The following is a 15,042-nucleotide window of genomic DNA, read 5'->3' as shown; positions in this document are numbered from 1 at the left end:
ATGAGCCCGGTACAATACCGAGCTCATGCCCAACTGGTTGCATAAAAATAGTTGTCTAACTTTAAGGGGTCACTTCACTCCATGGCTGCTTTTTTGGGCTTTATTAACGCTTGGAACTGCTGCGAACAGAACGCTTGCCATGGCTGCGAGTATGACAGCAAGGTTCTCCAGGATCCTTTATACTCACCGGAAATACGTGATGAGGTACAGGTACAATGTGCGTCTGATTTACAATTTCAATCGGATGAACCACAGGCACGACTTGTGGGAAAAATTGATGATTTACAAATTGGATCGGCGGGCACACGATCGGGTCGTAAGGGCAATGACTCATAATGTGCAACTCCTTTCGGTGAATTAGTACAGCATATTAAGAAGGCAGGTGCTGTGCTTGGATGTTTACCCCCTAATACAAATATCCCTTATAAAATAGGCTTCCGCTCAACAATGACCGAACGATCAAGCAGTTCACCCAACAAACGGCACAGTTTGTGAAGACCTGTTTTAAGTGTTTCCTTGTCCGCATACGAAAAAGAAATACGGATATGATTACTGTCCATACCACCTGCATAGCATACTGCCCCAGGTAAAAAGGAAACGCCTTCTCGGTCAGCCAGCCGCTCCAACTCTGGAATATCAACATTAGGAGGAAGCTTAATCCACACATTTAGGCCGCCTTCGGGAGCATACCAGCTGACCTCTGGCGGAGCATAGCGCTGGAGCGTGTGCAATGCGACTGTCAACCGATCCCGCATTTGTTCCCGCAACCAAACAAGGTGCTGATCAAGTCGGTTCTTGATAAAGGGCAGTAGCGCTTTTTGTGTTAATAGAGGGCTCCCCAAATCCGTTGTAGACTTGGCAGCCACCAAACGATCCATTACACTGCCCGTGGCCGCTACACAAGCTATACGGCAGCCGGGAGCAACGGTTTTGCTAAAGCTTTTGATATATATCACATGTCCGGACTGGTCATGCGCCTTGATAGAGAGTGGCGGCTTTGTTTTATAATAAAGGTCGGAAAATGGATCATCTTCAACAATGAGACAATGATAACTTTGAGCTAGATCCAGTAATTGTGTGCGTCTGGCCATCGTTAAAGTTACTCCGGTAGGATTATGAAAGGTGGGTATCGTGTAGATCAGTTTTGGGGGATGAGTGTCGCAAAGACGTGTGAGGATATCGATCCGCATGCCCTGCTCATCCATCGGAATCATAATTACTTTGGCACCACGACTGGTAAACACATCAATGGCCCCCGTATATGTAGGAGCCTCCATGTAGACAACATCACCAGAACCAACAAAGGTACGTGCCACCAGGTCAATGCCCTGTTGGGCACCACTGGTCACGAGCAGCTGTTCTGCCACTGTGTATATACCGCGTTCGTTCAGGTGATCTACAAACACTTCCCTCAGCGCTAAATCACCTTCAAAAGTACCGTATGCTGCCATTGCATCGGGATTTCCAGAGGATAGACGTTGAGTATCAGCGATGATTTCGCGTGTAGGAAGAAGCTCCGGTTGAATTGCTGCTATATGAAAAGAATAGGGAACCTGTCTGCTATGGTTAAAGTTTCTCCATAACTGTGCGCGCGGCAAATAATCGATCAGCGACATTTGCCATGACAAATCCTGCGCTCCCTCACGTTGAACAGCTACCGAAGGCTCCGCTACATAGCAACCTTTTCCCTGTGTACAGGTAACCAAATGAATAGACTCCAGCTCAGCATACGCCTTGCTTACAGTTACGGGACTTACCGCAAGCAGGCTGGACAGATGACGGACAGACGGAAGCTTTGTGCCCTGAGGCAGCAATCCAGACTGGATGCGATCTGCTAATGTTTTGGCAATCTGTAAATATAATTTGACACTGCTATTGCGGCTGAGATCAATATGCATCGGAACCGTCCCCTCCAAAAATCAACTGTTACATTTAGACGTTTACTGTTATACTTCATTATCGATATAATACAACAAATTTCATAGTACAGTATAGAACACAGGAGATGATTGGATTGGAACACAAATTTTCGGGTATGGCTCGTACCCAGGGCTCGTCCATGGTAAGGGACATTTTAAAGCTGACACAGGGAACAGATGTGTTATCTCTGGCAGGCGGCCTTCCTGCCGATGCCTTTTTCCCCATCGAAGCTGTTGCTAAAGCCTATGAGCGGGTATTTCGCCTCGGCGGTACTACCGCTCTTCAATACGGCCTAACCGAGGGCTACATTCCTCTACGGGAACGTCTTGCAGCAATCATGTCATCCCAAGGCATCTCCGTCACCAGAGATAATATCATTATGACGACGGGCTCACAGCAGACCATTGATCTGGTTTCGCGTGTGTTGCTCGATCCGCAGGATACTGTATTGGTGGAGTCCCCTACTTATTTGGCCGCTCTTCAGGTATTTAATTCCTATGGTGCCAACATTGTAAGTGTAGATACAGACTCTAACGGTATGCAATTAGATGATCTTGAAGCCAAGATCAAAAAACATCAGCCTAAATTCGTGTATGTCATTCCCACCTTCTCCAACCCGGCAGGAAGTGTTTGGAGTATGGAACGCAGAACAGGCGTTGTTGAACTATGCCGTAAATACGGCACTTTGATTTTTGAAGATGATCCTTACGGACGTCTTAAATTTGACGAAAACCTTAACTTTCCATCCCTTTTCTCAATTGATCAACAGTTAGGTGGAGACAGTCATGTAATGTACACTTCTACATTCTCTAAAACTGTCGCTCCAGGTGTTCGCTCTGGATGGTTGGTAGCCGATCAAGCTATCGTCGTTAAAGTCGCGAATGCCAAACAATCTGCCGATCTGCACTCCAGCAGTATTGATCAACGTGCTTTGAATGAGTTACTGGACTTTTTTGACTTGGACGGACATATTCGTACCGTGTCCGCCGAGTACCACACTCGTATGCTACGTCTCACATCGCTGATGAAAGAACGCCAATGGGAAGGAATCACATGGAATGATGCACTTGGCGGTATGTTTATGTGGGTTACCCTACCTGAGGGCTTCCGTTCTGACCGGTTGCTGCAACTCGCAATTGAGGAAGGAGTCGCATTTGTGCCTGGACAAGTCTTCTATGCTGACCTGAGCGGCAGCAACCATATGCGAATCAACTTCACGCATACCGATCCTTCTCTGCTTCCAAAAGCAGTTGACCGATTGGATCGAGCACTGAAGATGTACACAGAGGAAAGTGTGGTAAAAAGCGTACGCTGATGGAGTTGGCAGAACACGTACGTGAGGCCCGCTTCACGTTGTTTTTACGATTGCTGTTATCCCTGATTCTTTTGGATTTTGAATAGTGGTGGAATCTGGGACAAAAGCCGCACGCCTCGCTTCTACAGATTCAAATGCGTTGCTACGCTGACTACGTGCCTCTTCCTCGCACGTTTTTACGGTAGAGGGAGTAAAAATTAAAATGAAAGCCTCCAGTAATTATGCTTGGGGGCTTCATTCTAAAAATGCACTATTTCTGCGCAAATACGGTATGTTAAAAAGGGTGTGTCATGATTCCCACAGGAATATGACACACCCTTTTTAATTCAATAAATACATTTGGATTAAAGGCTTTCATGCAAACAGGTCATTTACAAAAGTTAAATTCCTACATTTTAAGGTGTTGCAGTGGGGAAAGTTTTCCGTAAGCCGGGTTCTGTGCTATTCGTGGTACAGACGGGAACTACCCTCCCACTACAAGCGACAATCATCTATCTAGGCCGAACATTGCTATCCAGCTCCAGCGACCAACCTAGACACGCCTCGGGCTAAGGCTGCTTCGCGAAGAAGCTGTGTCCCATTAGGTCTTGCTCCAGATGGGGTTTACCAGGAACGAAGTCACCAGCGTTCCTCGGGGTCTCTTACACCTCGGTTCCATCCTTGCCTGTGCCGCAAGCGGCCATCGGCGGTCCATTTCTGTGGCACTATCCTTCAACTCGCGCTGACTGGACGTTATCCAGCATCCTGCCCTATGGAGCCCGGACTTTCCTCTCGCGGCTTACGCCGCCAGCGATTGTCTGTCAAACTTTCCGAACAACATTACATAGTATACAGGGAACGCGCGCACGTTACAACCCTGAAAATATTGTAAAAAGTAGAAAGCACCTTTATTTTCTCATAGACGTTGAGGTTTTACAAAAATTGAAAAGGTTCAGTTTCCACCTGAGATACATGTACTTCCGTTGAGTATCGACCTTCTGCCAAGCGTTTACGCATCCACTCTGCAGTTTTAGGCTTCATAATCTTTTCAGCGTTATGTCCAGGATCAATAATAGCAATCCCCGCCATAAGGGCATCCTGAGCCGTGTGATAGTCAATATCCCCCGTGACTAATACATCAGCCCCCTTAAAAAGCGACTTGTTCACATAACGGCTGCCAGAGCCCCCAAGCACGGCTGCCTTTTTGATCGTACGATCTAAGTCGCCCACCACACGTACATGCTCGACGTTGAGACCGTTTTTCACAACATCGACAAACTCGCGTAACGTGCAGGCTTCCTTAAGCTTGCCGACCCGACCCAAACCAAAGCTACGGCCTTGCAAATCCATATGGTACAGGTCATAAGCCACCTCTTCATAAGGATGAGCCTTCAGCATCGCTCGAACAACTTTATTGCGTACACCCTGCGGTACAATGGTCTCAATACGAACCTCTTCACTACGTTCCATTTTACCCGGCTCACCCAAAAACGGCTGTGTGCCTTCACCCGGCACAAAAGTTCCGTAGCCATCAATGTTAAAGCTGCAATGGCTGTAGTTGCCAATATGTCCAGCTCCCGCTCCCAGTACGGCATCCAGTACCCGTTGATGATGTGTTTTGGGTACGAAAACGACAAGCTTGAACAATTGCTCGGTGTGAACATCCTCCAGCGTACCTTCACTTTGAATACCCAGTGCTTCCGCCATCCAGTCATTCATGCCGTCCTCAGCCGTATCCAGATTCGTATGACTGATGTAAACAGCAATATCATTCTTGATCAGCTTTTCATACAATCTGCCCGCAGGCTGATCCGTGTTCAAAGCTTTAAGAGGGCGGAATATAATCGCATGATGCGCAATAATGAGGTCAGCTTTTATGCGGATTGCCTCTTCGACAACCTCATCATTAACATCCAGGGCTACTAATATGCTTTTGATTTCCTTTTGCAGACTACCCAGCTGAAGCCCGATTCTATCGTCTGGAACTGCCAAGTATTTTGGAGCCAGCTGCTCCATGTAGCTAATTACTGTCTGTCCTTTGGCAAACATGCAAGTACCTCCTCTAGCTGTTCAATTTGCTTGCGCAATTGTTCCCGCTTATGCTGTGCGGATTCCTGATCTGACCGTGCCACTTGTGCCAGCACATCCTGAAGCTTGCGAATCTCCAATTTCCATTTATAAAAAAAGATTTCATTCGGTGCTTTAACCAATAGCGGTCCAAGTTGCATCAACAAATCCTGTGTCAGTACCAGCGAACTATCGGGAAGTTTCCATGGTTGATACAGCTCACCCTGTTTCAGTGGGCTTACCGAATCAGGTACTGCCGTCAGAATCTCATATATTTTTCCGTCTTCTTCCATAATATGTTCACTTGTTAGTACCCATTGATGTTCAATGAGCCATCGGCGTAAAATATCCTCGCCTACGTTAGGCTGTAGAACAAGTTGTTTTACTGAAACAAGCTTGTCTTTCCCTTGCTCTAGAATGGAAGCGATCAAGGCACCACCCATGCCGGCTATTGTAATAACATCAACCTCATTGGCCTTAATTACAGCCAAGCCATCTCCCTTTCTAACCGCAATGCGATTAGTAAGACCTGCTTCGGCCACCTGCTTTTGAGCCGCACGCAACGGCCCATCGTTGACTTCACCCGCCACGGCTTGCGGTACTCTGCCACTACGCACTGCAGCCACAGGGAGCAGTCCATGATCCGAGCCAATATCCGCAAATCTGCTCCCGGCAGGAATTTGTTCCATAATATATTGTAATCGTTGAGAAAGTTTCATGACGTCACCCACGTAATCCATTTTTTTCGAGTCCAAAATAAAATCCCTACAACAAATGCCAACTTCAGTATGCTGTAAAACACCACATCTCCCGCTGCTTGATGGCGCAGGATAATCATGTCTGCTTCAGCCATAAATGCTAGTGTCATGCCTATAGCGAAATAAACCAAAGCGAGACGCGGAAAGCGGCGATGTACCCACCAGCTTAACCAGATCAACAATACTGCGTGCAAAATCCAAAAGGCCTCAAGCATCACTAAAGTTGCTGTAGGCCAGTAGCGGCCTATAAGGACCGCGTACACTAAAAGCAGCCCAGCAAGACCACAGTAATGAAGTAAGCTGATCCGCAAAGTTAATCCCACAAGACACCATACTACACCGCATAGGCCTACGAGAAAAAGAAACCAAACCTTAGCTTCACCTTGATGGAGCTGAATGATCCACACACCCGAACCCAGCATAATCGCACTGCCTAAAGTGCTCAACATCGCACTCATACTCTTTTCGGAAGACCGCCAAAATGCGGCCACTCCATAGCAAATCGTAGTAACTGCACTTGCCGAGAATATTTGCATTGCCAACGGAAAAGCGGTAAAATAAAAACCGATCAAACAAATGCAGGAAATAATGACAAAACCAAGAAGCCAGGCGATCCCATGCCCGTGTCTAAGATATGTAAGCAGCCCGGTGTTGTTACGGTTCTGGCTCTGCGACGGATCTTCGTCCTCCCGATACAGGTTAGACAAAAAATCGCAATATTGCTCAGGGAGCAGCCGACTTCGCCGCCAATGCTCAATTTCATGTAACAGTATTGCCCGTTTTTTCTCCTGGTCCAAGCTTCTTCCCCTCCACCAAGGCTGCCATGAGATAAAAAAAGACCCCCTGCGCGCTTCAAGCCGCAGAAGGTCCGCAATGTTACGCTTCTATTCGAGGAAATCCTTCAGTCGCTTACTGCGGCTTGGATGGCGCAACTTACGCAGCGCTTTGGCCTCAATCTGACGAATACGTTCACGTGTAACACCGAACACTTTACCAACTTCTTCAAGAGTTCTGGTTCTTCCGTCGTCCAAACCAAAGCGGAGACGCAAAACATTCTCTTCCCGTTCGGTCAACGTATCCAGTACATCCTCAAGCTGTTCCTTCAGAAGTTCATAGGCAGCCGCATCTGCAGGCGCCAATGCTTCCTGATCCTCAATGAAATCCCCCAGATGTGAGTCATCCTCTTCACCAATTGGTGTTTCCAATGAAACCGGTTCTTGGGCAATTTTCATAATCTCCCGTACTTTTTCCACGCTCAGCTCCATCTCGGCAGCCACTTCTTCCGGCGTAGGTTCGCGCCCCAGCTCTTGCAACAGTTGACGCGATACGCGAATCAGCTTATTGATCGTTTCCACCATATGCACCGGAATACGGATCGTTCTCGCCTGATCGGCTATTGCGCGCGTAATGGCCTGACGAATCCACCAGGTTGCATACGTACTGAATTTAAAGCCTTTTTCGTAATCAAATTTTTCTACTGCCTTAATCAAACCCATATTACCTTCCTGAATCAGATCCAGGAAAAGCATTCCGCGACCAACATAACGTTTGGCAATACTTACAACCAGACGCAAGTTCGCTTCTGCCAACCGACGCTTAGCTTCTTCATCGCCGTTATTGATCCGTTTGGCAAGCTCCACCTCATCATCAGCAGAAAGCAACGGTACACGACCGATTTCCTTCAAGTACATCCGGACCGGGTCATTAATTTTAATACCGGGAGGCAGGCTCAGATCGTCATCGAAATTAAAATCATCCCCATCATTGTTTTCAGGGTCGTCATTTTGACGCAATCTGGTAACTTCTTCGTCGTTGTCATTCACAACCTCAATCCCCAAGTCACCCAGCTGCTCATAAAACTCATCCATTTGCTCGGGGTCCTGATCAAACGGCGACAGTTTTTCCATGATATCTTTGTAGTTCAGAGAAGAACTTTTTTTACCCAACTCAATCAGTTGATCTTTAACCTGATCCAGTGTTAGTTCCGTCTCCAGTTCAGTATGCTGATCATTCGCCATCTTTCGACTCCCTCCTCCCTAGAAACATCCGACCTCTGTGTGTTCATTGTCTCTCTAGGGCTATAATCTCACTTGCAATTTGTGCTGCGCGCAAAAAGTCACCTAAGCGCTCAGCGGCTCTCATTTCTTCCCTTTTCAAATCCAGTTGCTCCTGCAATGGAAATTTTCGCACTTGATGAATATAATCATCCAAAATGTGCGGTGCCCATACGCCTGGAGCATCCATCATCATGATCGAACTTACGTTCTTCTCCAGTCGGTCGTCTTGCAAAGATGAAATAAAACGGCTTGTATCCGGTAACTTCCCTTGCGCGTAATAGGCATATAGATAAGCAGCAATTGCTGCATGATCCTCAATATTAAAGGCGTCGCCCAGATGCTTTTCTACATACTCTGCAGCTTCTAAATCCTGCATCATCCAGTGAAGCAGCCTGCGTTCAGCCACATGGTAAGCTGGCAACAGATTAGGTGTGGAGACCTGCCCTTTTTTATGCCTACCATTATTCCACCCATTTTCGTTATTATCCCCAAAGTTCTGTTTTTTTTGCAGGGATTGACGGAGTAAATTGCATTCTTGCTTCAAGGTTTCAAAATCCACCTTGACTTCGGATGATACTTCGCGCAAATACACTTCCCGCTCGGTCGGGGATGACAGAGGTGCAATGACATTTAATGCTTCGCGGGAATACGCGATTCTTCCTTCTTCCTCTTGCAGTATATGGTTTTTTTTCAGATATATAAGCTTAAATTTCACCGTTGAAACAGCACTTTCGATAATTTGGCGCTGGAATCGTTCGCCGCCGTATTGCCGGATAAAATCATCCGGGTCCATACCGTCACTGACCAGCGCTACTTTCACGTGAAGCCCCGCATTTTCCAACAGCGGAAAATTTTTAAGCGCAGCAGCTTGTCCTGCCCGGTCACCATCATAACAAATAATAACCTCGTCGCACAGTCCTTTTAACATCGTAGCATGGTGCTCCGTTAGAGCAGTGCCCATGGCGGCCACCCCGTTTTGTACGCCAGCTTCCCACGCCGAGATAACATCACCATAGCCCTCAAAAAGAACACTTTGGCGTAGCTTGCGAATTGAGGTTTTAGCATGATGGAGATTGTACAGCGTTCGGCTCTTGTTGAATAGCTTGGTCTCCGGTGAATTCAAATACTTCGGCTGTCCCTCACCAAGTATACGGCCTGCAAAGGCAATAACTTTTCCGTTGCGATTCCAAATAGGAAACATGATACGATCTCTGAATCGATCCACATATCCATCACCCTCATGCCGGGGAGAAATAAGCCCTCCCTTTTCCATCTCCAAGGGATCAAAAGAACGCTTCTCCAGAAACTGAACGATCGTATCCCATCGGTTGGGTGCATAGCCAATTTGAAATTGATCAATGATCTTGTCACTGAATCCCCGTGAGCGCAAGTATTCCATGGCTGGTTTGCCGTGCTCCGTATTTTTAAGCAAAAAATGGTACATCTTAGAAGTTAACTCATACGCTTGCAACAGCCTGTCCAACTCAGGATGCTGATGCGATGAATCACGTCCCTGCCATTCGCCGAGCGGGATATGACTTTCTTCTGCCATTGTCCTGACAGCTTCGGGAAAGGATAGTCCTTCGATTTCCATCATAAATTTGATGGCATTGCCTCCCGCGCCGCAGCCGTAGCAGTAAAAAATCTGACGATCCGGTGTCACGGTGAATGAAGGGGTTTTTTCGGAATGAAAAGGACAGAGGCCTTTCATATATTTCCCCTGCTTGGTCAAATGCACGTACTTGCTTACCGTATCTACAATATCATGATGTTGTAAAACCGACTCAATGATATCGTCCGGTATGTTGCCTTGTCCGGCACTCATATTAACCACCTTCATCTCTTTAGCACGTAAATATAATTCGATACCGTTACTCATTCTCCTGCAAGCGAAGTAAAAGTTTTGTCAGTTTATGTTGAAAAACTTCACGATCCTCTAATGTAAACGGTTTAGGACCTTTTCCATAACGTCCTTTTTTCCGTTCTTTGGCAGAAGTATGACGTCGGTCAAGCATGAAATCTATCGAATCGTTTCGATACATAGCTCCGCGAAAAGACATCACTTCACAACCTTTTGCCAAGGCAAGTGCAGCAAGACCATAATCATTGGTGGTTACAATATCTCCGCGGCGGATATGATTGGCAATATAGAGATCGGCACTTTGGTCGCTTCGGTCTACTTTAACGACGCTTACGCCTTTGCTGCCCTGAATGAGATGATCATATGAAGATACCATAATAACCTCAATATGAAAACGGGAAGCTATCTCCGCAATTTCACTTTTAACAGGACAAGCGTCCCCGTCAACAACGATCCGCACATCCAGTAAAGTTCCGGTTTCCTCCATGAGCATCCCCCATCTCCATCCGCATTCGAGTAAAATACGGAACGGCTGCAAGATTACTCTTACACCGTTCCGTATATTTATACCCATTTTTTCAAGTTGTTCATACTACCACAACTGACGTTTAAACTACAAGCTTGGAAAAATCGGCAAAACGCTTCAGTTCTGAGTCAATAGCAGCCAGCAATGCCAAACGATTATTACGAACAGCATCATCCTCAGCCATAACCATAACGGAATCAAAGAATGCCGTCACCGCAGGGGTAATAGATGAAGCAAGCGCTAACGCTCGTGTCGCATCACCTTCCTGTAAAGCTACGCTATAAGATTCATAAGCGCTAGACCATGCTTCGTAAAGCGTTTTTTCGCCTTGCTCCGTAAACTCACTCGTATTAACTAACTTATGCACTGCTTTAGCAGCCAGATTCCCTACACGATTAAAGGATTCAACTGTTGCTTTGAATACCTCACCTGTTTGTACGGCAGTCATTAATGCAGTTCCGCGGTTAACAACGGAAGCAACATCGTCATATCCAGCTGCAAGCACAGCATCCACAACGTCATAGCGAAGTGTCTCAGACAATAGTTTCTTCACCCGTAATCCGAAAAACTCATGTAATTCTTTACGTATTTCATCTGCGGAACGTTTCATATTTCCAAGGTTGCCGTGCACATCGAGCGCGATATTGAACACATCAGATAACGTAGCCGAAAGCTTACGATCCAACAAGATCTGCACAATACCTGCTGCCTGACGACGAAGCGCGTAAGGGTCCTGTGAACCTGTTGGAATAATACCGATGGAGAAGCATCCTGTAATGGTATCTATCTTGTCTGCGATACTTACAATCGCTCCAGCATTCGTTGAAGGAACCGTTTCTCCTGCATAACGCGGTTGGTAATGCTCAAACACCGCTCTCGCCACTTCTTCCTTCTCTCCAGCCTTACGAGCATAATCCTCACCCATCACACCTTGCAGTTCAGGGAACTCATATACCATTTGTGTTACCAGGTCAAATTTACAAATATCCGCTGCTCGACTAACCGATTCCTGTGTATCTGAGGAAACGTGAAGTTTCTCTGCCAGAGCATCAGCAATACGGCGAATTCGGCGCACTTTGTCTCCAACCGTTCCCAGCTCTTCGTGGAAAACGATACTTTCCAGTTTGGAGAGTGCATCTTTAATTTCCAGCTTCTGATCTTCTTCATAAAAGAATTTGGCATCAGACAGCCGCGCACGCAATACTTTTTCATTCCCTTTAGCAATGACTTCCAGCGATTGACTTCCTCCGTTACGTACCGTAACAAAGTATGGCAGTAGCTCTCCTGTGCGATCCAGCACTGGGAAATAGCGTTGATGTTCACGCATGGAAGTAATAAGTACATCCTTCGGAATGTTCAGGAACGCAGGATCAAAACCTCCGAACAGTACTGTTGGGGTTTCCACCAAATACAGCACTTCTTCCAGCAGATCATCCTTGACCGCAATCGTCCAATCTTTTTCGGCAGCCAGCGCTTCAATTTGCTTTACAATAAGCGTTTGACGTTCCTCAATGTCCACAATGACATGCTGCTTGCGAAGTACTTCAACATAGTCAGCTGGACTTGCTACAACGGCATCCTGTCCCAGGAAACGATGCCCTCTTGTCACATTTCCTGACTTCACGCCAGCAATCTCCAAATTAACAATATCGTTACCAAACAAGGCAATCAACCAGCGGATCGGACGAACAAATTTAAAGTCATAACTTGCCCAGCGCATGAATTTAGGGAATGTCATGGCATGTAAAATGTGCAATAAACCTTCGGATAGTACATCCGCTGTTGGTACTCCTATGCTGCTCTTAGTGGCGTAAATATATTCCACGCCTCCAAGCTCCTTGAATGTGAACTGTTCAGGATCAACACCTTGGCTGCGAGCAAAGCCTAGTGCAGCCTTGCTCCAGTTACCAGCTTCGTCGAGTGCGATTTTGCGGGAAGGACCTTTAACTTCTTCGTTAATATCTTCTTGCTTCTCCGCTACTTCCTTGACAAGTACCGCCAAACGGCGAGGTGTAGCATAAGCCTCTACAGCACCATAAGCAATACGCGAGCTGTCAAGCCACGCCGTCATACGCTGCTTCAACTGCTGAATCGCATTCGGGATAAAACGTGCAGGGACTTCTTCCAACCCGATCTCAAACAATAAATCCTTAGACATTTGCCGCACCTCCTTTCTTCAACAGCGGGAAGCCCAGCTTCTCGCGCTCCTCTAGATAGGTCGCAGCCACCTGACGCGCCAAATTACGTACTCGTATAATAAACCCAGTCCGTTCCGTCACGCTGATCGCTCCGCGAGCGTCCAGCAAGTTGAACGCATGAGAACATTTCAGCACATAATCATAGGCTGGAAATACAAGATGCTGCGCCATCGCTTTATTTGCCTCTTCTTCGTACATATTAAAAAGAGTAAAGAGCATTTTGACGTCAGATACTTCGAACGTATACTTGGAATGCTCAAATTCAGGCTGGTGGAAAACATCACCGTACGTGATTCCATTGACCCACTCCAAATCGAACACATTCTCCTTGTCCTGGATGTAGGAAGCAAGACGCTCCATACCATACGTGATTTCTACGGCAACCGGACTGGCATCAATACCGCCCACTTGCTGGAAATAGGTGAATTGGGTAATTTCCATACCGTCCAGCCATACTTCCCAACCTAAGCCCCACGCTCCCAACGTCGGTGCTTCCCAGTTGTCTTCAACGAAACGAATATCATGCTCCAGAGGGTTAATGCCCAAACGGCTCAAACTCTCCAAATACAATTCCTGAATGTTATCCGGTGAAGGCTTCAAAACTACTTGGAACTGATGATGCTGATACAGACGATTCGGGTTCTCACCATAACGTCCGTCTGACGGACGACGAGAAGGCTCAACATAAGCTACATTCCACGGCTCAGGTCCGATCGAACGTAAATACGTCATTGGGTTCATCGTGCCTGCCCCTTTTTCCGTGTCATACGGCTGTACAATAATACAGTTGTGTTCAGCCCAAAATTGTTGCAGCGTTAAAATCATCTGCTGAAAATTCATTGGTACACGCTCCCTTTCTACTTCCCTCAAATGTTGGTGATTTCTTCTCATTAAGCTCGTATGTACAGGGCTATTTTATCCCAAAAGCCTTGCTAGAGACAGCAAAAAGCCCCCGCCTCTACGCCTGTACAGACGTAGGGACGAGAGCTGACTCCCGCGGTTCCACCCTACTTGATTGCGATCCTACATCACCAATCAGATCGTAATCCTCTTTTCCGTGTCCATTCAGATGCTCCCGAGTGCCTTGTTCACGAAGAATCCCCGCTGGGCTTACACCGTCCCCAACTCGCTAATTACAGAGAATACATCCCGCTACTTTCTCGTTCAATGCATCTGCTCCCGAAGGAGATATATAGTAGGATATTACACGTTTTCAGCAATACAGTCAAGAGAATAGGGCGTTTCACATATCGTACTTGTCGAGCTGATCCAAGAAATTGCGGGATTTCAGCTTGACCTCCAACTGCATATCCATGAACTGACGCATGACATGTTTGATCTCCAGCTTAGTGGAGTCCTTCACGTCAATGTTGCCGAGCCGATTCAAATCCATTCTGGCGAACAAGCGCAGCAACTTCAATGTACGTGGAGTCACGCTCAATGCAGCTGGATCAAAATGCTTGTAGCTTCGGCACAAAACTCCGCCTAGCCTCGGACTGACAAACATATCTTCATCAGCACATTGTTGGCCACTTGAAATACATGCATCAAGCTGAGGAGCATATCCGGCCGCCTGCAATATTTTAAATTCATAAATACTCATGACGATCAGCGGATCTTTGCCACTCTCCAGCGCCTCCAAACATGCTTTTAGTTGCTTAAACCAGAACGCACCTGTTTCCTCATCCTGTAACACCCGATCGAGTAATTCACAAGCATAAGAAGCGTAAGCAGCCTTAGTAATATCCTCGCGTAATGTATGGTGGGATTGGATGATTTCACCGGCATTCAACGTGCCTAAGCCTGTGTTTCGAAAAAAAACGAATTCACCGTACGTAAACGGCTGCGTTAAAGCAGCGTGACGGCTTTTGGACTTTTTTGCACCTCTGACCAGCACGCCTGCTTTGCCTCCGCTTTCGGTGCAAAGCGTAATAATTTTGTTCCCCTCACCGTAATCCATGCTGCGGATGACGATTCCTTCCACCCTGTAAAGCATGCCTCTTCCCCCAAACATTCGCGAAGAAGCCAGTGGCTTGTACTATTCACGGGCTTCTTCATGCTCGTCCGACTCTCCCTCATCCGTGTCTTGCTCCCTTGTCACGGCGCTCTCCCGATATAACAGATACGCACCGACATCTCCAGTCATCGCAAAATACTTCCACGAAAAATCTCGCAATCGTATTCATCCTTTCTTCGGAAATGACGTTTGCATCTCAAAAATAGGATGATGCGAAGAGGGGAGAAGTATGCGATGAAATAAATGGATTGCGTTAAAAAAGGCTGCTGTATGTAGATTGGAATGCCGCTTCGCAAATGATTTGATCTTACGATCGCTGTTACCCCCGAATTTATTTGAATGTA

13 protein-coding genes and 1 other RNA gene are annotated in these 15,042 nt (G+C 46.7%); 1 reads left to right on the top strand and 13 read right to left on the bottom strand.

Annotated features, from left to right (window positions below):
- Nucleotides 1–103: 103 nt before the first annotated feature.
- Nucleotides 104–334 carry a hypothetical protein gene (locus ACUYLD_RS19860; protein WP_081112406.1) on the bottom strand — a complete coding sequence of 77 codons (231 nt, stop codon included), beginning with the start codon at nt 332–334 and terminating at the stop codon, nt 104–106.
- Nucleotides 335–422: 88 nt separating this feature from the next.
- Nucleotides 423–1,898, bottom strand: coding sequence for a MocR-like pyridoxine biosynthesis transcription factor PdxR (pdxR, locus tag ACUYLD_RS19855; RefSeq protein ID WP_446675803.1), 1,476 nt, complete (start codon nt 1,896–1,898; stop codon nt 423–425).
- 116 nt (nt 1,899–2,014) lie between these two features.
- On the opposite strand from pdxR, the gene ACUYLD_RS19850 reads away from it, so the two are divergent.
- Nucleotides 2,015–3,235, top strand: a complete 1,221-nt coding sequence (locus ACUYLD_RS19850; RefSeq protein WP_446675802.1) for an aminotransferase-like domain-containing protein — start codon at nt 2,015–2,017, stop codon at nt 3,233–3,235.
- 410 nt (nt 3,236–3,645) lie between these two features.
- On the opposite strand, the gene rnpB is transcribed toward ACUYLD_RS19850, so the two are convergent.
- The 11 genes from rnpB to ACUYLD_RS19795 form a co-directional block, all read right to left on the bottom strand.
- Nucleotides 3,646–4,044: RNase P RNA component class A (gene rnpB, locus ACUYLD_RS19845), an RNA gene on the bottom strand.
- A gap of 103 nt (nt 4,045–4,147) precedes the next feature.
- Entirely contained in the window at nt 4,148–5,263 is a 1,116-nt protein-coding gene (locus tag ACUYLD_RS19840) for a Nif3-like dinuclear metal center hexameric protein (protein ID WP_446675801.1), read from the bottom strand.
- The gene (locus ACUYLD_RS19835) at nt 5,239–6,000 is read right to left on the bottom strand and encodes a tRNA (adenine(22)-N(1))-methyltransferase (protein ID WP_446675800.1); all 762 of its coding nucleotides are present in this window, start codon (nt 5,998–6,000) and stop codon (nt 5,239–5,241) included. Before ACUYLD_RS19835 ends, ACUYLD_RS19840 begins: the two co-directional genes overlap by 25 nt.
- Nucleotides 5,997–6,836: a hypothetical protein gene (locus ACUYLD_RS19830; protein WP_446675799.1), complete on the bottom strand. Its 840-nt coding sequence runs from the start codon at nt 6,834–6,836 to the stop codon at nt 5,997–5,999. Before ACUYLD_RS19830 ends, ACUYLD_RS19835 begins: the two co-directional genes overlap by 4 nt.
- An 87-nt stretch (nt 6,837–6,923) precedes the next feature.
- Nucleotides 6,924–8,057, bottom strand: coding sequence for an RNA polymerase sigma factor RpoD (rpoD, locus tag ACUYLD_RS19825; RefSeq protein ID WP_007431230.1), 1,134 nt, complete (start codon nt 8,055–8,057; stop codon nt 6,924–6,926).
- A 43-nt stretch (nt 8,058–8,100) separates the two neighbouring features.
- The gene (gene dnaG, locus ACUYLD_RS19820) at nt 8,101–9,975 is read right to left on the bottom strand and encodes a DNA primase (RefSeq protein WP_446675798.1); all 1,875 of its coding nucleotides are present in this window, start codon (nt 9,973–9,975) and stop codon (nt 8,101–8,103) included.
- Nucleotides 9,968–10,444 (bottom strand): YaiI/YqxD family protein, encoded by a 477-nt coding sequence (locus ACUYLD_RS19815; protein WP_446675797.1) that lies wholly within the window; start codon nt 10,442–10,444, stop codon nt 9,968–9,970. Before ACUYLD_RS19815 ends, dnaG begins: the two co-directional genes overlap by 8 nt.
- A 121-nt stretch (nt 10,445–10,565) precedes the next feature.
- Nucleotides 10,566–12,641 (bottom strand): glycine--tRNA ligase subunit beta, encoded by a 2,076-nt coding sequence (gene glyS / locus ACUYLD_RS19810; protein ID WP_446675796.1) that lies wholly within the window; start codon nt 12,639–12,641, stop codon nt 10,566–10,568.
- Entirely contained in the window at nt 12,634–13,521 is an 888-nt protein-coding gene (gene glyQ / locus ACUYLD_RS19805; RefSeq protein ID WP_023989480.1) for a glycine--tRNA ligase subunit alpha, read from the bottom strand. Before glyQ ends, glyS begins: the two co-directional genes overlap by 8 nt.
- Before the next feature lie 403 nt (nt 13,522–13,924).
- Nucleotides 13,925–14,677 carry a DNA repair protein RecO gene (recO, locus tag ACUYLD_RS19800; RefSeq protein ID WP_013311133.1) on the bottom strand — a complete coding sequence of 251 codons (753 nt, stop codon included), beginning with the start codon at nt 14,675–14,677 and terminating at the stop codon, nt 13,925–13,927.
- Between the two features lie 42 nt (nt 14,678–14,719).
- Nucleotides 14,720–14,857 (bottom strand): YqzL family protein, encoded by a 138-nt coding sequence (locus ACUYLD_RS19795; protein ID WP_013372137.1) that lies wholly within the window; start codon nt 14,855–14,857, stop codon nt 14,720–14,722.
- Nucleotides 14,858–15,042: the final 185 nt, after the last annotated feature.

The organism is Paenibacillus sp. SER-28, assembly GCF_052906305.1.
The sequence above is the reverse complement of the archived record's forward strand: the minus strand, read 5'-3'. Positions and strand labels throughout refer to the sequence as shown.